This is a genomic window from Agromyces subbeticus DSM 16689 (assembly GCF_000421565.1).
Classification (GTDB): Bacteria; Actinomycetota; Actinomycetes; order Actinomycetales; family Microbacteriaceae; genus Agromyces; species Agromyces subbeticus.
Genome location: NZ_ATXG01000011.1, coordinates 1 through 18879 on the forward strand (window position 1 = coordinate 1; position 18879 = coordinate 18879).

General features: G+C 69.1%; 21 protein-coding genes. 3 read left to right on the plus strand and 18 right to left on the minus strand.

Annotation, left to right across the window (positions count from 1 at the left end; translation table 11 throughout):
• Window positions 1–113: Clp protease N-terminal domain-containing protein (locus tag H521_RS26255; protein WP_022893687.1), on the minus strand; the 113-nt coding region annotated here is incomplete at its 3' end.
• A gap of 221 nt (window positions 114–334) precedes the next feature.
• Here H521_RS26255 and H521_RS23495 point away from each other — a divergent pair.
• Window positions 335–958, plus strand: coding sequence for a hypothetical protein (locus H521_RS23495; protein WP_022893688.1), 624 nt, complete (start codon window positions 335–337; stop codon window positions 956–958).
• Window positions 958–1194, plus strand: a complete 237-nt coding sequence (locus H521_RS0114165; RefSeq protein ID WP_022893689.1) for a helix-turn-helix domain-containing protein — start codon at window positions 958–960, stop codon at window positions 1192–1194. The genes H521_RS23495 and H521_RS0114165 overlap by 1 nt, the downstream gene beginning before the upstream one ends.
• 3 nt (window positions 1195–1197) lie before the next feature.
• On the opposite strand, the gene H521_RS0114170 is transcribed toward H521_RS0114165, so the two are convergent.
• Complete coding sequence (locus H521_RS0114170; protein ID WP_156891466.1) at window positions 1198–1656, minus strand: hypothetical protein; 459 nt, start codon at window positions 1654–1656, stop codon at window positions 1198–1200.
• Between the two features lie 135 nt (window positions 1657–1791).
• On the opposite strand from H521_RS0114170, the gene H521_RS0114175 reads away from it, so the two are divergent.
• On the plus strand, window positions 1792–2820 hold the full coding sequence (locus H521_RS0114175; protein WP_022893691.1) for a pirin family protein: 1029 nt from the start codon (window positions 1792–1794) through the stop codon (window positions 2818–2820).
• Between the two features lie 21 nt (window positions 2821–2841).
• Here H521_RS0114175 and cls read toward each other — a convergent pair whose 3' ends face one another.
• The 16 genes from cls to H521_RS0114255 form a co-directional block, all read right to left on the minus strand.
• The gene (gene cls / locus H521_RS0114180) at window positions 2842–4308 is read right to left on the minus strand and encodes a cardiolipin synthase (protein WP_022893692.1); all 1467 of its coding nucleotides are present in this window, start codon (window positions 4306–4308) and stop codon (window positions 2842–2844) included.
• A 5-nt stretch (window positions 4309–4313) separates the two neighbouring features.
• The gene (locus H521_RS26090; RefSeq protein WP_022893693.1) at window positions 4314–4490 is read right to left on the minus strand and encodes a hypothetical protein; all 177 of its coding nucleotides are present in this window, start codon (window positions 4488–4490) and stop codon (window positions 4314–4316) included.
• A gap of 129 nt (window positions 4491–4619) precedes the next feature.
• Window positions 4620–7049, minus strand: a complete 2430-nt coding sequence (locus H521_RS0114190; RefSeq protein ID WP_022893694.1) for a prealbumin-like fold domain-containing protein — start codon at window positions 7047–7049, stop codon at window positions 4620–4622.
• A 422-nt stretch (window positions 7050–7471) separates the two neighbouring features.
• Window positions 7472–7630: a hypothetical protein gene (locus H521_RS25890; RefSeq protein ID WP_022893695.1), complete on the minus strand. Its 159-nt coding sequence runs from the start codon at window positions 7628–7630 to the stop codon at window positions 7472–7474.
• A gap of 4 nt (window positions 7631–7634) precedes the next feature.
• Window positions 7635–9167: a lysine--tRNA ligase gene (gene lysS / locus H521_RS0114200; RefSeq protein WP_022893696.1), complete on the minus strand. Its 1533-nt coding sequence runs from the start codon at window positions 9165–9167 to the stop codon at window positions 7635–7637.
• Between the two features lie 86 nt (window positions 9168–9253).
• Window positions 9254–10120, minus strand: a complete 867-nt coding sequence (panC, locus tag H521_RS0114205) for a pantoate--beta-alanine ligase (protein ID WP_040424741.1) — start codon at window positions 10118–10120, stop codon at window positions 9254–9256.
• Window positions 10117–10875 (minus strand): Rossmann-like and DUF2520 domain-containing protein, encoded by a 759-nt coding sequence (locus H521_RS0114210; protein WP_040424742.1) that lies wholly within the window; start codon window positions 10873–10875, stop codon window positions 10117–10119. Before H521_RS0114210 ends, panC begins: the two co-directional genes overlap by 4 nt.
• Entirely contained in the window at window positions 10865–12700 is a 1836-nt protein-coding gene (locus H521_RS23500; protein WP_084512390.1) for a PH domain-containing protein, read from the minus strand. Before H521_RS23500 ends, H521_RS0114210 begins: the two co-directional genes overlap by 11 nt.
• Window positions 12697–13251, minus strand: coding sequence for a PH domain-containing protein (locus H521_RS0114220; protein WP_022893698.1), 555 nt, complete (start codon window positions 13249–13251; stop codon window positions 12697–12699). Before H521_RS0114220 ends, H521_RS23500 begins: the two co-directional genes overlap by 4 nt.
• Window positions 13244–13717: a DUF3180 domain-containing protein gene (locus tag H521_RS0114225; RefSeq protein WP_022893699.1), complete on the minus strand. Its 474-nt coding sequence runs from the start codon at window positions 13715–13717 to the stop codon at window positions 13244–13246. The genes H521_RS0114220 and H521_RS0114225 overlap by 8 nt, the downstream gene beginning before the upstream one ends.
• Window positions 13714–14199 (minus strand): 2-amino-4-hydroxy-6-hydroxymethyldihydropteridine diphosphokinase, encoded by a 486-nt coding sequence (folK, locus tag H521_RS23505; protein ID WP_022893700.1) that lies wholly within the window; start codon window positions 14197–14199, stop codon window positions 13714–13716. The genes H521_RS0114225 and folK overlap by 4 nt, the downstream gene beginning before the upstream one ends.
• A complete protein-coding gene (gene folB, locus H521_RS26260) occupies window positions 14196–14582 on the minus strand; it encodes a dihydroneopterin aldolase (RefSeq protein ID WP_026482304.1) in 387 nt (128 codons plus the stop codon). Before folB ends, folK begins: the two co-directional genes overlap by 4 nt.
• Window positions 14575–15411, minus strand: a complete 837-nt coding sequence (gene folP / locus H521_RS26265; protein ID WP_022893702.1) for a dihydropteroate synthase — start codon at window positions 15409–15411, stop codon at window positions 14575–14577. The genes folB and folP overlap by 8 nt, the downstream gene beginning before the upstream one ends.
• Window positions 15404–16000, minus strand: coding sequence for a GTP cyclohydrolase I (gene folE, locus H521_RS0114245; RefSeq protein WP_022893703.1), 597 nt, complete (start codon window positions 15998–16000; stop codon window positions 15404–15406). Before folE ends, folP begins: the two co-directional genes overlap by 8 nt.
• Before the next feature lie 42 nt (window positions 16001–16042).
• Complete coding sequence (ftsH, locus tag H521_RS0114250; protein ID WP_022893704.1) at window positions 16043–18058, minus strand: ATP-dependent zinc metalloprotease FtsH; 2016 nt, start codon at window positions 18056–18058, stop codon at window positions 16043–16045.
• Window positions 18059–18139: 81 nt separating this feature from the next.
• Entirely contained in the window at window positions 18140–18856 is a 717-nt protein-coding gene (locus tag H521_RS0114255) for a DUF2652 domain-containing protein (RefSeq protein WP_022893705.1), read from the minus strand.
• Window positions 18857–18879: the final 23 nt, after the last annotated feature.

Below are 18879 nucleotides of genomic sequence, written 5' to 3' on the forward strand. Positions count from 1 at the left end.
ATGAGGCCGAGCAGGATGTGCTCGGTGCCGATGTAGTTGTGGTTCAGCATCTTGGCCTCTTCTTGGGCCAGGACGACGACACGACGGGCTCGGTCGGTGAATCTCTCGAACATTTCTACTCCTCACGACCCCGCTGGGAAGGGGCGCCGATATGAAGAGCGTAACCAGCAGAGGGGGCTGTGAAGTCGTTGTTCGCCCTCGGCGCATCGGCATGACGCAGGGTTGACGAACGACGACGGCGAGGGATGCCACGTGGTGACACCGCCGTTGACAGCACGCCGCGGCATCCGTAACCTATCGTTTATCGTTATTATCGATATTCGTTAGGGAGATAATGAGCATCACACCAACCACCGTCTCCACGGTCAAGCGCAGCGACGCCGTCGCCCTCTGGATCTTCATGATCGCCGGCGTCGGCATCGCGATCTGGGCGGCCTGGTCAGCCGCCGTGCGCATCATCGAAGTGCTGCCGAATCAGGATGTCGCGGTGCTCGCCGAGTTCGCAGGCACGACGGCCGACGCCCCGATCGGCGTCGACGGAGCCCTCGTCGCGATCGAGCTCGACAGCGCCATCATCACCGCACCATCGCTTCCGGCCGCGTCGCTCGCCGCCCTCGTCATGCAGCAGGTCGTCATGGCCGTCGTCGTGGTGGGCGTCGTGGTCTGCCTCGTCTGGCTCGCTCGGAACGTCAGCCGCAGCATCGTGTTCAGCCGCACCAACACGGTGCTCGTCACGACCGCGGGATTCACCGGCATCGCGGGCTGCTTCGCGGTGCCCTTCCTCGGCAACATGGCAGCGAACGGTGCATTCGCCGTGCTCAGCGGCCGCACCTTCGACAACGTGGTGATGTCCGTCGAGCTGTTCCCGCTCATCCTCCTGACGTTCATCGCAGCGACGGCAGCGACCGTCTTCGCGGTCGGCGAGCGCCTGCAGCGCGACACCGACGGTCTCGTCTGATGGCGCCCGCCGAACCCGACGAGGCGACCGATATCCACTGCCGACTCGACGAATTGCTCGAGGCGCGCGGCATGACCCTCACCCGGCTCGCCGAGCTCGTCGGCGTGAGCGTGGTGAACCTCAGCGTGCTGAAGAACGACCGGGCTCGAGCCATCCGTTTCTCGACCCTGCAGGCCGTGTGCGAAGTGCTCGACTGCGAGGTCGGCGAACTGCTCGTGATGCGCCGCGAGCGGTGACCGCTACTTGATCGGAACCTCGACTTCGGCGCCGGCGACCTCGACGATGAGCGGCTCGGTCGTGGTCACCGTCATGGGGGTCCAGAAGACGGTCGTGTGCGGCACGAGGTCCATGGTGCAGACCTGGTCTTCAGGGTGCTCGATGAGGTCGATGGCGACGCGGTTGCCCTCGCCCGCGGCGTCGATGACCCGGATGTTCGTGCCGACCTCGGGGCACGTGGAGCTGCCCGAGACGGTCACCGCGAGTTGACCGCCCTGGCCAAGCCAGACGGCCTGCGGCTCGCCCTCGGCGTGCTCTTCGCCGCCGTGCTCGCCCTCGGCATCGCCGGCGTGGTCGGAGACGGGAGCGCCCGAGTACTCTTCTGCCGGTGTCGTCGGCGGCGCGCACGCCGCGAGCAGGAAGACGGATGCCAGGGCCGCGGTCGCCAGACCGGCACGACGGAAGCGCACAGAGGAAGCCATGCGGCAATGCTATCGGCTCGGCGTGGTTCGGCCCGTTCACTCGAGCGATCGACTGGCGGCCCGCGCCTGCGCCGGCCGCGGGGCACCGGCGCTGGCACCTGCCGCGGCGTCGCCGTGCGCGGGTAGGCTGCCGACATGAGCAACCTGGAACGCGATCCGGTCGAGCTGCTCTGCGCCGCCGACGGGACGGGCGGGCCGGTGGTGCAGGTGCTGGCACCGCGCGAGGTGCCGCTCGGCGGCCCTCGCGCCATGAACGTTCGGCGCACGCTCCCCCAGCGCGGTCGCACCACCATCGGGGCGTGGTGCTTCGCCGACCACTACGGCCCCGACGACGTGCAACTCGGCGTCGGCATGGTGGTGCCGCCGCATCCGCACACCGGCCTGCAGACCGTCAGCTGGCTCTTCGAGGGCGAAATCGAGCACCGCGACTCGGCCGGCAGCCACGCGATGGTGCGGCCGGGCGCCGTCAACCTCATGACGGCAGGCCGCGGCATCTCGCACTCCGAGGCCTCGACACCCGCGACCACGCGCCTGCACGGGGTGCAGCTCTGGGTGGCGCTGCCCGACGCGTCGCGGCACGTCGGGCCCTTCTTCGAGCACGCCGACATCACTCCCGTGCTCGTCGACGACGCCACCGTGCGGGTGTTCGTCGGGTCGCTGGCCGGCAGCGTCGCGCCCGAGTCATCCGTCACCGTCTTCTCGCCGCTCCTGGGCGCGCAGATCGACCTGCCGCCGTTCGGCACCGTCGAGCTCGAGCTCGAGCCCGCCTTCGAGCACGGCGTACTCGTCGACTCCGGGCCGGTCGAGATCAGTGCCACGGATGCCGCTGACGGCGACGCCCTCGGCAACGAGGCGTCGACGACGGCCGCGTGGAGCGAGCTCGCCTTCCTCGAGGCCGGTCGCCGCCGCATCCGCCTCTCCGCCGAGGCGCAACCGGTGCGCGTGATCCTGCTCGGGGGCGTGCCGTTCGGCGAAGAGCTCGTGATGTGGTGGAACTTCATCGGCCGAACGCATGACGAGATCGTCGAGTTCCGTCGTCAGTGGCAGGCCGACGTCATCGCGCGGGACAACCCCGATGGGCGCTTCGGCACGGTCGCGGGCTACGACGGGTCGCCGCTGCCCGCGCCCGAGCTGCCCACCGTGCGGCTGAAGCCGCGCCGCTGATCGCTGGCTGCGAGCGACCCGCTACTGCAGCGCCGAGGTGAGACGGGCGAGGTTGTCGAGCACGGTCGATCGCAGGGGCTGCCGCATCCAGTCGTCGAGGGTCAGCTCGCGACTGTCGCGCCGGTAGCCGTCTTCGACGGCGCGCATCTCTCGCACGAACGACGCCCCGCGCACGAGCAGCGAGACCTCCATGTTGAGCTCGAACGAGCGGATGTCCATGTTGCTCGAGCCGATCACCGCGACGTCGTCGTCGATCGTGAAGTGCTTGGAGTGCAGGATGTACGGCGCCTGGTACATGTAGATCTTCACGCCGCCCCGCAGCAGCGCCTCGTAGTACGAGCGCTGCGCGTGGTACACGAGCGCTTGGTCGCCGATCTCCGAGACGAAGAGCTCGACGTGGATGCCGCGCTGCGTGGCGCCGCTGATCGCGCGGAGCATCGCCTCGTCGGGCACGAAGTACGGGCTCGTGATGATGATGCGCTCTTCGGCGGCGTAGAGCAGCGCGAGGAAGAGCTTCAGGTTGTTCTCGTTCGGGAATCCGGGCCCGCTCGGCACGACCTGGCAATCGAGGTCTTGCGCCTCGCCCGGCCCGTCGAGCAGCACCGCGAGGTCGCGCTCGGGCTCCTCACCGGTCTCGAGGTACCAGTCGGTGGCGAAGATGGCGTCGAGCCCCGCGACGATCGGGCCTTCGACCCGGGTCACGAGTTCCTTCCACTTCAAGCCGCGACGGACGTTGCTGCGCTTGTTGTAGCTGCGATCGATGACGTTCTGCGAACCCATGAAGCCGACCTCGCCATCGACGACGAGGATCTTGCGGTGGTTGCGCAGGTCGGGCCGCTGGTACCGGCCCTTGAGCGGCTGCACGGGGAGCATGAGCTGCCAGCGCACGCCCATCGCGGTCATGCGCTTGAGGGTCTTGCGGTACCCCTTAACCCGGAACGAGGCGACGTGGTCGAGCAGCACGCGCACGTCGATGCCACGGGCGACGGCATCACCGAGTGCGTCGAAGAACGGCGCCGTCGTGGTGTCGTAGGCGAGGATGTAGAACTCAACGTGCACGTAGCGCTTCGCCTGCCGCACCGCCGCGGTCATCGCGTCGAGCGAGCCCTGGTAGTCGCCGATCAGGCTCGCGCTGTTGGACCCGATGAGAGGCATCGAGCCGAGGTTGCGGTTCAGCCGCACCACGCCCTCGAACCAGGCCGGCCACTCGCCCGAATCGCTGACCCGCTCGACGCCGTGCGTCGATTCGCGGATGTAGCGATCGACCTCGGCCTGCTTGCGGCGACGGTGCTTCGGCAGCTTCGGATTGCCGATGAGCAGGAAGAACAGCACCCCGATGTACGGCAGGAAGAAGATCGTGAGGAGCCAGGCCATGCCCGCGGTGGGCCTGCGGTTCCGGGGCACCACGATGACCGCGATGACACGCACGACGAGATCGATGAAGATGAGGATGCCGGCGACGAGGAGCGCCGTCTGCTCAGCATCCATGCCGGTCAGGCTGCCGGTCGGTGCTGGGCGAGCTTCGCCCGCTCCTCTGCCTCGATGCGGGCGTACGCCCGGCGCTCATTGCGGTCGGAGTGGATGATCGCGCGCATCACGAACCAGAAGATGAGCCCGATGAGCACGGTCGGCGCGAGCGACCAGATCGCGTTCGCCCAGAATTCGTCCATAGTCCCCCAAGACTACGTGCAAACGCGGCCGGCTGTCAGTTTCGCGCCGTCGCGACCGCGGCGCCGGTGCAACCGGTCAGCGAACTGCGGGGCCCGGTACCCATTGCCGGGCCCCGCGTCGCGTTCAACTCATTCGCCGCCGAGGCTTCGGCGACGTACGAGGAACACCAGGCCGCCGGTGATGAGGAGGGCCAGTGCCGCCCACATCCCCGTTGCGAGATCGACGCCCGTGACGGGCATCGCCGGCCGCAGCGTGTTCGTGATGGCGCACTCGACCTCGTCGCCGGGGGCGACCTCGAAGTCGGATGCATCGATCGCGACGGGCTCGCCGCCGCCGGCAGGCGTCACCTCGCACGTCATCGGTCCCGCGGACCAGCCTCCCCCGACGGGCGCCTCGACGATCGAGTAGCGCAGCCCGGGGTCGACGAGTTCGAAGACCGCCGTGCCCGTGCCGCTGACCGTGGTGATCTCGCGAGTGCGCGGGTCGTCATCGGAGCCGAGTTGCGTGAGCACGAATCCGAAGGTGCCGTTGCCGCCCACGGTGGACTTCTTCACCGTGACCTCTGCCGGGTTCGCCGAGTTCGTGAAGACGCAGCTCACGACCTCGCCTGCACCGAGCTCGATCGTGGCGCCGTCGCCGTCGACCGTGCCGCACGAGATGTCGTCGAGCGTCCAGCCGGCAGGCAGCAGTTCGGCGACCGTGTAGGTGCCGGGCACGATGAACCCCGAGCTCCAGAAGGCGCCTTCGTCGTCGTTCGCGTCATTCAGCGTGAAGTCGACCGTCGCCTCGCCGTCACCGAAGGCGAAGTCGAAGTCCTGGTCGAACTCGTCGGGCAGGGTCTCCTTGTCGACGAAGATCAGGCCGCGCTGGGTGTTCGTGAACGTGCACTCCACGGTCTCACCGGCATCGAGGTCGATCGCGGCCGAGAAGTCCTCGACGTCGACGAGGGTACCGCTGTCGGGATCGACGCAGACGAGGTTCGTCGTGTCGTAGCCGGTGATCGGGTCTTCGCTCACGTCGTACGATCCGGGAGTCAAGCCACTGAACGTCTCCGTTCCATACCCCTCGAGCGTCTCGATCGAGAAGTCGCCGAGCGTCTCGCTCGAGAACTCGAACTCGGCGTCATCGATGCCCTCGACGAGCTTGTTGATGATGATCGTGCCCTGCTGCTCGTTGGTGAACACGCAACTGACGGTCGCGCCCTCGATCGTCGTGACGGTCGCGCCGTCTTCGATCGAGATCTCTTCGGTGTCGCACGTCACGTCGACGAGGTCCCAGCCGACGGGCACGGACTCGGTGATGTCGACCTCGGTGCCGGGAACGAACTGGAAGGTCTCGGACTCGCCGTCGACGAGCTCGAAGCCGGTGCCGTCGATCGTGAAGTCGAACAGCTGGGCCGAGGCATCCGGCAGGGTCTGCTTCTCGACCGTCACGTACGAGGTCGCGTTCGTGATCACGCAATCGGTGGTCTCGAGGGTCACGACCGGGAAGGTCAGCCCGGTGGCCTGGCCGTTCTCGGAGAGCACGTACTCGGTGCCGTCTTGCGTGCAGACGATCGAGTACAGCGACCACGGAGCGCCATCGGGAATGACCTCGTCGAGCGTGAACTCGTCGCCCGGCTCGACGTCGAAGTACGAGTCGGTCTCATCGATGACCAGGTCGCCCTCGATCGGTGCTTCGCCACCCGACACGGTGTAGTCGAACACGGTGCCGCTGTCGTCGGCCACGTCGTTCAGCGACTCCTTCGTCACGGTGAGATAACCGCACGTCGACGGAGGCGTCACTGTGAGCGGAGCCACGTAGGCCTTGAGGTTGCCCGCAGCGCTGCCGCCGGTGATCGAGCGCATGTACACCGTCGCGGCGTCTTCGGCGGGCGGGCAGCCCGGCTCGATGCCGGTGAGCTCGGTGAGGTCGAAGCCGACCTCGAAGAACGTGCCGCTGTCGCTGATGGCGCTCGCGAAGCCCGAGGTGTCGGTCGTGCACCCCTCGTCCGATTCCACATCGTCGGGATAGCCGGCCTGATCGGCGTACTCGCAGAGCTGTCCGAGCGTCGGCGCGCCACCGCCGGCCATGTTGATGTAGGCCACCACGCCACCCTCATCGTGGAGGGGCTGCGGCGTGCCGTCGGGCGCAACGTTCATGCCGGCGTACGACAGGTCGATCGCGTACTTGCCCGTGCCGCTGTCGCCGGTTCGATCCCAGCCGACGAAGAGGAAGTAGTGTCCGTCGACCACGCGCGCCAAGGTGTAGACCTTCGAGAAGTCGGCCTTGTCGGGCGTGGAACCGGCCGACGTCCACGTCGATGGGTCATCGACGTCCTTCGAGCTGGCACTGTACGTGCCGCCCTGCTCGGTGCTGTTGAAACCGATGCCTGGCGTATCCCAGTCGTCGAATCCGGTTTCGCAGTCCAGCTCCGTCAAATTGCCGTCGATCTCGAAGTCACCGAGATCGCAGAGTGGATCAGCATATGCGGGCGCGGCCAGCGCGACCGGTGCGAACAGGCCGGCGACGAGTGCACCGGCAGCGAGCAGCGCAGTGCGCTGGCGTCGTGAAAACACGTTGAACCCCTTTTATGTGTTCGGATTCGCAGGCACCTCGGGATGGGCCCCTGCGGCCACATAGTCGGGACGCTATCTGAATTGAGGAGTTCTCGGAACGACTGAGAACCGCGCCAGACATGGGTGAGAGCGCTCTCACAACAAGCCGGCTCCGACCCGCTCGCCGAAACGGGGGACACGCGTGAAGCGGCATCCCGAAACCCACGCGAGCGCGGCCGATTTCACGCGTCTCGCTGCCGCACCCTCCCGTTCGGGGGTCGCCGAAGCGGCCGCGATTCGGGGTACACGTCGCCCGTTATCGAATCGTGACGTAACGCGCGCCCCCGAACGAGGGTCACACCCCCGAGACGAGGGTCACAGCGCGAACGAGAGTCACAGCGCGCGAACGAGAGCAGCGCCAGACGCAGCGCTCGACCGCGGCATCAACCGGCGGTGACGATGCCCCAGATGCCCGAGCCGACCAGGTAGAGGCCGATCGCGCCGACGACGATCCAGATGCCGAGGCGCATGTTGGACGGCCGCTTGGGATCGCGGTCGGGTTCGAGTTCGGACTTGGGAAGGTAGTCGTTCACGCGCGGCATCCGCTCATTTGACCAGTGGGAAGAGGATGGTCTCGCGAATACCGAGACCGGTGAGTGCCATCAGGAGGCGGTCGATGCCCATGCCCATGCCGCCCGACGGCGGCATGCCGAACTCGAGTGCCCGCAGGAACTCCTCGTCGAGGCGCATCGCCTCGGGGTCGCCGCCGGCCGCGAGCTTCGCCTGCTCGACGAAGCGCTCGCGCTGCACGACGGGGTCGACGAGCTCGGAGTAGCCGGTGGCGAGCTCGAAGCCGCGGATGTAGAGGTCCCACTTCTCGACGACGCCCGGGATCGACCGGTGCTCGCGCACGAGGGGCGAGGTGTCGAGCGGGAAGTCCATCACGAAGGTCGGGCGCACGAGGCCCGTCTTCACGTGATGCTCCCAGAGCTCTTCGACGTACTTGCCGGGCAGCGGGTGGTCGACCTCGAGGCCGGCGTCGTCGGCGAGCTGCTTCAGTCGCTCGACGGGTGTCGACGAGGTGATCGTCTCGCCGATCGCCTCGGACAGCGAGTCGTACATCGAGATGCGCGCCCACTCGCCGCCGAGGTCGAAGTCGGTGCCATCGGCCCAGGTCACGACGTGCGAGCCCGACGTGGCGAGCGCGGCATCCTGGATCAGCTGCTGCGTGAGGTCGGCGATCGTCGTGTAGTCGCCGTAGGCCTCATAGGCCTCGAGCATCGCGAACTCGGGGCTGTGCGTCGAGTCGGCGCCCTCGTTGCGGAAGTTGCGATTGATCTCGTAGACGCGCTCGATGCCGCCGACGACGGCGCGCTTGAGGTACAGCTCGGGTGCGATGCGCAGGTAGAGATCGGTGTCGAACGCGTTCGAGTTCGTGACGAAGGGGCGAGCGGATGCCCCGCCGTGCATGACCTGCAGCATCGGCGTCTCGACCTCGATGAAGCCGAGGCCGTCGAACGTGCGGCGCAGGCTCGCGTTGACCTTCGCCCGGTCGATCACATTCTTGCGCGCCTGCTCGCGCGAGATCAGGTCGAGGTAGCGGCTGCGCACGCGCATCTCTTCGGAGAGCTCGTTGTGCAGGTTCGGCAGCGGCAGGATCGCCTTCGAGGCGATGCGCCACTCCTTCACCATGATCGAGAGCTCGCCACGACGGCTCGTGATGACCTCGCCCGCGATGAAGACGTGGTCGCCGAGGTCGACGAGGTCCTTCCAGTCGGCGAGCGATTCCTCGCCCACCTCGGCGAGCGAGACCATGGCCTGGATGCGGCTGCCGTCACCCGACTGCAGCGTGGCGAAGCAGAGCTTGCCCGTGTTTCGCGAGTGCACGACGCGGCCGGCGATGCCGACCTGCTCGCCGCTCGCCTCGTCGACGCCGAGCCCGACGAAGCGATCGCGCACCTCGGGGATCGTGGCCGTGATCGGCAGGCGCACGGGGTAGGCACCGAAGGCGGGGTCGTCGGATGCCGCGATCAGCCGTTCGCGCTTGGCGAGACGCACGGCCTTCTGCTCGGAGATCTCAGCGGCGCTGATCTCTTCGGCAGTGGGCTCGGTCGTGGCGCCAGTCTGGTTCTCGGCCATCGTTCTCTCTCGTTGCGCGAACAGGTGCAGTGCTCCAGCCTACTTGGGCGCTCCTGAGCGCCGAACCCGGGCCGGGTCGATCGGCGTCAGCCGAGCGTGATGGTCGCGTTGTCGATGAGCCGAGTGGCGCCGACGCGCGCCGCGACGAGCACCACGGCGTCGCCGCGCGCCTCGTCGGCGACGGGCAGGAACGTCTCGGGGTCGACCACCACGAGGTAGTCGAGCGTGACCTCGTCGTGGTCGCCGAATGCAGCAGCGCCCTCGGCGAGCACCTCGGCGAGACCGTCGGGCGCCGCGGCATCCGCTGCCCGCAACGCTTCGGACAGCGTCAGCGCGGCGTCGCGATGCGCCGGGTCGAGGTAGCGATTGCGGCTCGAGAGCGCAAGCCCGTCGGCCTCGCGCACCGTGGGCACCACCGCGATCGTCGTCGCGACGTCGAGGTCGCGCACCATGCGACGCACGAGGAAGACCTGCTGGGCGTCCTTCTGCCCGAACACCGCGATGTCGGGCCGTGCGACGTTCAGCAGCTTGGCGACGACGGTGAGCATGCCGTCGAAGTGCCCGGGTCGCGAAGCTCCCTCGTAGAGCGAGCCGACCCGCCCGGCGGTGACCTTCGTGCCGACCTCGCCGTGCGGGTACATCTCGGCCGCCGTCGGTGCGAACACAAATTCGACGCCGAGCCCCTCGAGCGCCGCGACATCAGCATCGAGGGTGCGCGGGTAGCGATCGAGGTCTTCGCCCGGGCCGAACTGCAGCGGGTTCACGAAGATCGACACCACGACGACATCGGCCAGATCGCGGGCACGAGCCACGAGCGCGAGGTGGCCGTCGTGCAGGGCGCCCATCGTGGGCACGAGGGCGACGGATGCCCCGGCAGCGCGTCGCTCGTCGAGCAACGCCCGCAGCTCGGCGATGGTCGGCACCACGCGGGTGCCGGCAGCGACCTCGGTCACGCGCCACCCCCCAGCGGCCAATCCGATGCGGCCCCGTCGATCGTACCGGTGCCGTCGGCGTAGGCGCCGCCGTCGTGCCGGGCCAGCGCGTTCTCGACGCTCGAGCGCACGAGCGGTGCGAGAACAGCACCTGGCCTGCCCACCCCGATGCCGTCGAGCAGGCCGCTCGCCTGGTCGACGATCGCACTCGAGAACGAGATCGCAGTGTCGATCGCCTCGCCGTAGGCGGCGCGATCGGTCTCGGCCACGACGAAGGGCTCGCCGCCCATCTCGACGACGAGGGCCTGCCCGATCGGCAGCACTGGCGCCGGTGCGGTGACCGCGAACCAGGTGCCGGGCAGGCGAGCGAGATCGATGCTCGTGCCGGTGAAGCTCATCGCCGGGTGCACGGCGAGCGGGATCGCGCCGGCCAGCCGGGCCGGATCGAGGGCGCCGGCGCCGAGGCGCGCCACGGTGTGCAGCACGAGCTGCCCGGGTTGCCAGACTCCGGCGTCGGCGAGTCCGGCGACGAGCGGGCCGAGCTCGGCTTCTGGCACGGCGAGCAGCACGAGTTCGCTGCGTTCGATGATCTCGGGGATCGCGAGCACCGGCACCGACGGCAGCATCGCGGCTGCACGCTCACGACTGGAGTCGGAGACGGCCGAGATGCCGGTGAGCGCGTGGCCGGCGCCGGCGAGCGCCGAGGCGAGCACGGCCCCGACCCGACCGGCGCCGATGGTGCCGACACCGAGTCGGCCCGGGCGTTCAGCGGGCATGACGGGGCCTCGTCTCATCGGCCGGATCGGCGGGTGCCGGATCGGCGGGCGCCGGATCGGCGGGCGCCGGATCGGCGGGCGCAGCTTCGGCGGGCGGCTGCACGGCGGGCGCCGGCTCGACTGCTGCCGGCACGGGCCACTCGACAGCCGGTACTGCACCCCAGTGGTGCGAGGTGTCGCTCGCTGCGCGCTCGACGGCCTCGTGCGACAGGCTCTCGAAGAGCAGGAGCGCCTCAGAACGATCGACGATCGGCAGCACGGCCGTGACCGGACCGGTCACCGTGTGCAGGCGAAGCGTCGCGAGACGAAGACCACGCTCGATCGGGCCGACCGACACCGCGAGCGACTGCATGCGGGCAAGCGGCACCAGGGTGAGGCCGCGCACGAGCGCCCCGCGCCGGATGACGGTGACGCCGGAGGCGGTCGCCAGGCCGATGCGCCGCCACGAGAACGGGCGCAGCCACGCGGCGCGCTTCGGCGTCGTCGAGAAGCCGCCCGCGGCACCGCGCCCGACGAGCCCGGCATCGACCAGCGGCTCGACGTCGGCCGCGACATCCGGCAGCAGCAGGGCGAGCACCCGGTGCACGTCGGCCGTGGTGCCGACCGGCAGCACGATCGTGCGCTGCGCCGCCTCACCCGAGGCGGAGATCGACTGACCGGCGACGTTGATGCGCACCGACCACCAGCCGAACGGCCGCCAGAACACCCACTGCGTGGCCTCGATCGCGTGGATACGCCCTGGCGGGATGGTCTGGTTGCCGGTCGAGAGCAGACCGTGACCGATGCGCACGCCGTCGGGCGTGCCCGCGATCGAGTATCTCAACGACTTCGTGATGCGCGACCACATGTAGCTCACGAGGCCGATCGCCGCGGGCACGAAGCTGAAGAGCACCCACATCTGACCGGTCGTGACGCCGACGACGATGATCGCGACGATGATGATCGCCCACATGGTCGAACCGCCGAGCAGGGTCGAGCCGATCACCCGGCCGAGTGGCAGGTGCACGATCGACTCGGGCGGCGCGAGCGCCGGGTCGAGCTCGGGCGCGAGGAACTCGTCGACGCGCTGGGTGACGAGCGCTCCGGCGCGTGCCGTCACCGGGGTGCGCTCCCCCGGCGCCATCCTGCCCCCGGCGGCGACGCCGTTCTCAGCCGCGGTCGGGGCAACGGCGTCGGGCGCGGCATCCGCTGCTGACTGCACCGGCGCCCCTGCGCCCTGCTGGCGGTCGGCGCGCGCGCCGGACGCCAGGCGCAGGATGTCGGCCCGGAGGGCGTCGGCGAGCGTCGACCCCAGGTAGGCGAGCTGTACGTTCGCCGACTGGCCGGCCACCGAGACCTCGAGCTTCGCCGTGCCGAAGAGCCGAGCGAAGAGCGGCCGGTTGACGTTGATGCCCTGGATGCGATCGAGTCGCGCGCTTCGGTGCGAGCGGAAGAGGATGCCGCTGCGCACCTCGACCGCCTCGTGCGTCACCCGGAAGGTGTGCATGCGCCACGACAGCCAGAACCCGATGATGACGGCCACGATGATGACCGCGACACCGAGCACGGCCCAGCCGACGAGTCCGTTCGAGACGATGCCGCCGACCGGGTCGTTCGCCCAGTCGTTGCGCCACCCGTTGTAGCGATCGTCGGCCTGGTCGCGCGTGCCGGGCGCGAAGATCGTGAGGAAGATGTCGATCACCCGCTCGCGCAAGTTCGCGATCACGAATCCGAGCACCGCGATGAACACGAGGCCGCCCCGCAGCAGTGGACTCGCTGGGTGGAGGCGGTGCCAGTCGCCGTCGGCGAGGTTCACCACTCCCTGCGGGCGCTCGACTCGGCTCACAGCCCCGCCCGGCGCGACTCGGCGAGGGCGACGAGCTCGTCGCGCAACCGGTCGGCCTCCTCCATCGGCAGGCCGGGCACGGTGACCGCGGTCGCCGCTGCGGCCGTCACGAACTTCAGGTCGGCGAGGCCGAGGGCTCGGGCGACCGGACCGCGCGTGATGTCGACGAGCTGCATGCGCCCGTAGGGCACTGCCACCTGCCGCTGGAACATGATGCCGCGCCGGAACAGGAGGTCGTCGGCGCGCAGGCGGTATTGGATCGAGCGCACCCGACGCGGCTCGAACGCGATGCCGAGCAGCGACAGCACGGCGATGGCGCCTGCGACCCAGAGCGCCCACTCCCACTGCCACAGGAAGTGCGCCACGAGCGCGGCGCCGACGAACACCACCATGCCGATGATCGAGCCGATCACCTCGACGAGCACGTACTTCGGCGACACGCGCTGCCAACCGGTGTCGACGGTGACGGATGCCGCGGCTCGCGCCGACTCGTCGGGCACGCCCTCGCCGGGCGCGGTCTCGTCATGGTGGAGGCCGGGCGACTCAGGCATGCGCGTGCTCTTCCTTCTCGGTCTCGGTATCGTCGGGCGGAAGCGTGCAGAAGAACTCGGCGATGAGCCCGCCGGCCAGCAGCAGCGCCGCGCCGATCGCCGTGCCGAAGGCGAGCCACACGGTGCCGGCGGTCGGCACGACGCTTCGGGTCAGCAGGAAGAGCGCGATGCCGAGCCCGAACCCGAGGATCAGCGATCCGCTCAGACTGCACGCCTTGGCGAGCACCGCGGTGCGCATGGCGCGGAACGGGTCGAGGTGCTTCGTCGCCTTGCCCTTCACGGCGCGGCGCACAGGCCATGCGAAGGCGACCACGAGCACCGCGACGCCCGCGAGGGTGATCGGCAGCGAGATCGGCGGCACGATCGCCTTCGATCCGTTGGAGACGATCGCGAGATCGATCAGGTAGCCGGCGACGAGCCCGGCGAGCACGAAGGCGATGACGATCGAGGCATGCGTGCGCTTCATCGCCGCACCACCTCGTCGGTTGCTGCCGAGCGGAGCACGGCGATCGGGCCGCGACCGGTCAGCGCGGCGTCGGGTTCGATGTCGAGCCACGGCTGCAGCACGAACGCCCGCTGCCACGCGCGCGGGTGCGGCAGCACGAGTCGTTCGTCGGCGAGCTCGACGCCCGCGACATCGATGAGGTCGAGGTCGAGCGTGCGGTCGCCCCAGTGCTCCTCGCGCACCCGACCGTGCTCGAGCTCGATGCGCTGCAGCACGTCGAGCAGCACGTGCGGGTCGAGCTGCGTGTCGACGATCACAACGCCGTTCAGGTAGCCGGGCGCATCACGGTCGACCCCGGCGTCTTTGATGGCGGGCGTCTCGTAGACGGGCGAGACGGCGACCAGCTCGAGCTCGTCGGTTGCGGCGAGCTCGCGCACTGCCCCGGCGATCGTGGCCTCGCGGTCGCCGAGGTTGGCCCCGAAGGCGATGACGGCACGGGTCATGTGCGACTCCGCACGATGGTGACGGCGACGTCGCCGAAGGGAACGCTGATGGGCGCCTGCGGCTTGTGCACCGTGACCTCGACCTGGTCGACGGCCGCGAACCCCAGCGCCACGGCCGCGACGCGCTCGGCGACGGTCTCGATCAGGTCGACCGGGTCACGTTCGACGGCGGCGACGACTGCCTCGGCGAGCTCGCCGTAGTGCACGGTGCGGTCGAGGTCGTCAGAGGATGCCGCGGCGGCCAGGTCGACCGCGACCGACACGTCGATCACGAACTCCTGCCCCTCGACCCGTTCGAACTCGAACACCCCGTGGTGCGCGCGCACGCGCAGCCCCGTGAGGGTGATGCGATCGGCTCGCTCGGGATTGCGCAGTTCAGCCACGTCGTCCACTCTGCCATGCACCGAGCACGTCGAGGGCGCGGCGCGTTGCCTGCACGTCGTGCACTCGCACGCCCCAGGCTCCCGCTTGCGCCGAGAGCACGCTGACGACCGCGGTCGGCAGGTCGCGATCGGCGACGGATGCCTCGGCGGGCAGCATCGCGCCGAGGAAGCGCTTGCGCGAGGCGCCGACGAGCATCGGCAGCCCGAGTTCAGCGAGCACGTCGAGACGGCCGAGCAGCTGCCAGTTCTGCTCACCGCGCTTGGCGAAGCCGAGTCCGGGGTCGAGGATGAGCTTCTCAGGGACGACGCCCGCCGCCACGAGCGCGTCGACGCGCTGGGCGAGTTCGTCGCGCACCTCGGCGGCGACGTCGTGGTACTCGGCGAGCGAGTCCATGCGGTCGGAGTGCCCGCGCCAGTGCATCGCGACGTACTGCGCGCCGGTCTCGGCGGCGATCGAACCCATGGCGGCATCAGCGAGACCCGCGGAGACGTCGTTGATGATCTCGGCGCCCGCCTCGACGGCCGCTTGCGCAGTGGCCGCCCGCATCGTGTCGACGCTCACCCGGATGCCCCGGCCGGCGAGCTCGCGGATGACGGGGACCACTCGCCGAAGCTCTTCGTCGGGCTCGACGCGTGCGGCGCCCGGCCGCGTCGACTCGCCGCCCACGTCGAGGATGTCGGCGCCGTCGGCGACGAGCTCGAGGCCGTGCGCGATCGCCGCCTCGGCGTCGAACCACCGCCCGCCGTCGCTGAACGAGTCGGGCGTGACGTTCACCACACCCATGACCAGCGTGGGGTTCGAAACGACCCCCGGCCGCTCGTCAGGCATGGGCCGATGCTCCGATGAGGGCGATGATCTCGGCGCGCGCGGCGGGCTCCGACAGTGCCCCGCGACTCGCGATCGTGACGGTCGAGCTGCGCTCCTGGCGCGAACCCCTCGTCGTCACGCAGCGGTGCTGGGCGTCGAGCACGACGAGCACGCCCTTCGGGTCGAGACCGGCGACGAGGGTATCGGCGATCTCCTCGGCGAGCCGTTCCTGCAGCTGGGGCCGACGGGCGAGCGTGTCGACGACGGCCGGGATACGGCCGAGACCGACGACCCGGTCGCCGGGCAGGTAGGCCACGTGCGCGGTGCCGACGAACGGCAGCAGGTGATGCTCGCAGACCGAACGGAACGCGAGGTCGCGAAGGATCACCGCGTCGCTCGTGGCGGGCACACCGGCATGCGTCGCGCCGATCGGCACCGTGTCGGCGAGGTGACCGAGCGGATCGACGTCGAGCCCGCCGAAGAAGTCGGCGTAGGCCTCGGCGACGCGCTGCGGCGTGCGCTCGAGCCCCGGCCGGGTCGGGTCTTCACCGATCGCGAGCAGGATCTCGAGCACCGCACGCTGGATGCGCTCGGCGTCAACTCCGGCCATGGCTCCCCCTCTTCGGGTCGACGGGTCTTCGACGACCGGCGGCTAGGCCGTGGCGGGCCGCGGATTCGAACGCGGCGCGCGCGCGACGCTCTCGTCGGCCGGCGGCTGACCGGAGTCGACCCCGCCGTCGACGGCACCCTGATCGATCGGCATCTTGTCGGTCGGGAACGCGATCGGCGGCCGGTCGGAGACCGGGCGCTTCTGGCTCGAGAGCCACTGCGGGCGCTCGGGCAGCTTGCGCACGTTCTTGAAGATCTCGGCGATCTGCGTGTGGTCGAGCGTCTCTTGTTCGAGCAGTTCGGCCGCGAGCGTGTCGAGGATGTCGCGGTTGTCGTTGAGCACCTGCCACGCCTCGTCGTGCGCCTGCTCGATGAGCGAGCGAACCTCGGTGTCGACCTTCAGGGCGACCTCTTCGGAGTAATCGCGCTGATGCCCCATGTCGCGACCGAGGAAGACCTCACCGCCCGACTGGCCGAGCCTGATCGCACCGACGCTCGCGCTCATGCCGAACTCGGTGACCATCTTGCGGGCCGTCGCCGTCGCCTTCTCGATGTCGTTCGACGCGCCGGTCGAGGGGTCGTGGAACACGATCTCTTCGGCGACTCGCCCGCCCATCGCGTAGGTGAGCTGGTCGAGCAGTTCGTTGCGGCTGACCGAGTACCGGTCTTCGAGCGGCATCACCATCGTGTAGCCGAGGGCGCGGCCGCGCGGCAGGATCGTGATCTTCGTCACGGGGTCGGTGTAGTTCATCGCCGCCGCCGCGAGTGCGTGTCCGCCCTCGTGGTAGGCCGTGATGAGCTTCTCCTTGTCTTTCATGACGCGGGAGCGGCGCTGCGGGCCGGCGATGACACGGTCGACGGCTTCGTCGAGGGCGCGGTTGTCGATGAGCTGCGCGTTGGAGCGCGCCGTGAGCAGCGCGGCCTCGTTGAGTACGTTCGCGAGGTCGGCACCCGTGAAGCCCGGGGTCTTGCGCGCGAGCACCTCGAGGTCGACGCCGTTCGCGAGCGGCTTGCCCTTCGAGTGCACCTCGAGGATCTTCTGCCTGCCCTTGTGATCGGGGGCGTCGACGCCGATCTGACGGTCGAAACGGCCGGGGCGCAGCAGTGCGGGGTCGAGGATGTCGGGGCGGTTCGTCGCCGCGATGAGGATGACGTTCGTCTTGGGGTCGAAGCCGTCCATCTCGACGAGCAGCTGGTTGAGGGTCTGCTCGCGCTCGTCGTGTCCGCCGCCGAGGCCGGCACCGCGGTGTCGGCCGACCGCGTCGATCTCGTCGACGAAGATGATGGCGGGCGCGTTCTGCTTCGCCTGTTCGAAGAGGTCGCGCACACGGGATGCGCCGACGCCGACGAACATCTCGACGAAGTCGGATCCCGAGATCGAGTAGAACGGCACGCCGGCCTCACCGGCGACCGCGCGGGCGAGCAGCGTCTTGCCGGTGCCGGGAGGGCCGTAGAGCAGCACGCCCTTGGGGATGCGCGCGCCGACGGCCTGGAACTTCGCCGGCTCCTTCAGGAACTCCTTGATCTCGTGCAGCTCTTCGATGGCCTCGTCGGCACCGGCGACGTCGTCGAAGGTGACCTTGGGGCTCTCCTTCGAGACGAGCTTCGCCTTGGACTTGCCGAACTGCATGACCTTGCTGCCGCCGCCCTGCATGCCCGACAGCATGATCCAGAAGAAGAGGCCGATCAGTACGAGCGGCAGGAGGATGCCGAGCATCGAGAGGAACCAGTTCGGCTGCGGAACCTCATCGTTGAAGCCGTCTTTGGGGTTCGCGTCATCGACGGCGGCGACGACGTCGACGCCGCGTGGGGTGATGTAGTAGAACTGCACCTGCTTGCCGAGCTTGTCGTCTTCTTCGGCGAGCGTCAGGTCGACTCGGTTCTCACCGTCGACGATCTTCACCGAGGCGACCTTGCCGTCTTTCAACAGCTCGAGGCCCTCTTGCGTCGACACCTCCTTGAAACCGGAGGCGGTGATGAGACTCGATCCGATCCACACGGCGACGATCGCGAGCAGAATGTAGATGATCGGCCCGCGCAGGATCTTCTTGATGTTCATGGTGTTGACAGGCTACATCGCAGTCGCCGAACGTCGGCCGAGTGTTCGCTGTGGGCTGTGCCCGCGGTGGCGACCGGTGATTCAGAGCGCGGCTGCAGCGCGGCGGGTACGCCGCAGCCCCACCATGTACGGCAGGCCCGGCCCTACTGCGGCGAACGTCTGCCCGATGCGCTTCGGCCACGAGGGCGCCGGCGGTGTCGCCTGCGAGCCGCCGAGGTCGCCGACGTCGACGAAGTAGGCGCGCACCGTTCCGAACCCCTCGAGTTCGGGCAGGACCTCCTGAACAGGTGCCCGCATGGAAGCCTCGCCGGCTCGGTACAGCTCTTCGGAGAGCAGCACGTACTCGGGGATTCCGACCGGGTTCTTCAGCATGCGGTGCACGAGGATCACGTCGATGCCGACGAGCTTGATGCGGTCGCGGATCGTCTGGGTCGCGACCTCGCCGACGTGCGCCACGAACTTCAGTTTGAGGTCGGCGGCGCCCTTGCATCCCACGCACGGGCAGAGGTTGGCCGTGACGTACCGGCGCTCGAGATGGAAGGCGCGGTGCATGGCGACCGCGGCGTCGAGGATCTCGGTGATCGAGGCATCCGTCGTGCCCTCGTCGACCTGCAGCGAGAAGAAGGCCGCGTCGCCCTCGATCTCGATCAGGTCGAACCCGGGGGCGGCGTCGATCATGCGCTCGAGCATGCGCCCCGTGTTGACCTCGGCGTGCGCGAGGCTCATGCGGTGCGTGCTCATGTAGTCGGTGTAGCCACCGATGTCTGCGATGAGCAGCACGGCGCGGCCGGAGTCCATGCCTCACGATCCCACCGATACGG

Coding starts and splice junctions, on each gene's coding strand:
- folK (WP_022893700.1), bottom strand. CDS start 14,199: ATGACCCGTGCCGTCATCGCCTTCGGGGCCAACCTCGGCGACCGCGAG.
- lysS (WP_022893696.1), bottom strand. CDS start 9,167: ATGGCCGAGAACCAGACTGGCGCCACGACCGAGCCCACTGCCGAAGAG.
- H521_RS0114225 (WP_022893699.1), bottom strand. CDS start 13,717: ATGAAGCGCACGCATGCCTCGATCGTCATCGCCTTCGTGCTCGCCGGG.
- H521_RS0114165 (WP_022893689.1), top strand. CDS start 958: ATGGCGCCCGCCGAACCCGACGAGGCGACCGATATCCACTGCCGACTC.
- folP (WP_022893702.1), bottom strand. CDS start 15,411: ATGCCTGACGAGCGGCCGGGGGTCGTTTCGAACCCCACGCTGGTCATG.
- H521_RS23495 (WP_022893688.1), top strand. CDS start 335: ATGAGCATCACACCAACCACCGTCTCCACGGTCAAGCGCAGCGACGCC.
- folE (WP_022893703.1), bottom strand. CDS start 16,000: ATGGCCGGAGTTGACGCCGAGCGCATCCAGCGTGCGGTGCTCGAGATC.
- H521_RS0114210 (WP_040424742.1), bottom strand. CDS start 10,875: ATGCCCGCTGAACGCCCGGGCCGACTCGGTGTCGGCACCATCGGCGCC.
- H521_RS0114175 (WP_022893691.1), top strand. CDS start 1,792: ATGAGCAACCTGGAACGCGATCCGGTCGAGCTGCTCTGCGCCGCCGAC.
- H521_RS0114255 (WP_022893705.1), bottom strand. CDS start 18,856: ATGGACTCCGGCCGCGCCGTGCTGCTCATCGCAGACATCGGTGGCTAC.
- H521_RS26090 (WP_022893693.1), bottom strand. CDS start 4,490: ATGGACGAATTCTGGGCGAACGCGATCTGGTCGCTCGCGCCGACCGTG.
- H521_RS0114170 (WP_156891466.1), bottom strand. CDS start 1,656: ATGGCTTCCTCTGTGCGCTTCCGTCGTGCCGGTCTGGCGACCGCGGCC.
- ftsH (WP_022893704.1), bottom strand. CDS start 18,058: ATGAACATCAAGAAGATCCTGCGCGGGCCGATCATCTACATTCTGCTC.
- H521_RS0114220 (WP_022893698.1), bottom strand. CDS start 13,251: ATGCCTGAGTCGCCCGGCCTCCACCATGACGAGACCGCGCCCGGCGAG.
- H521_RS25890 (WP_022893695.1), bottom strand. CDS start 7,630: ATGCCGCGCGTGAACGACTACCTTCCCAAGTCCGAACTCGAACCCGAC.
- cls (WP_022893692.1), bottom strand. CDS start 4,308: ATGGATGCTGAGCAGACGGCGCTCCTCGTCGCCGGCATCCTCATCTTC.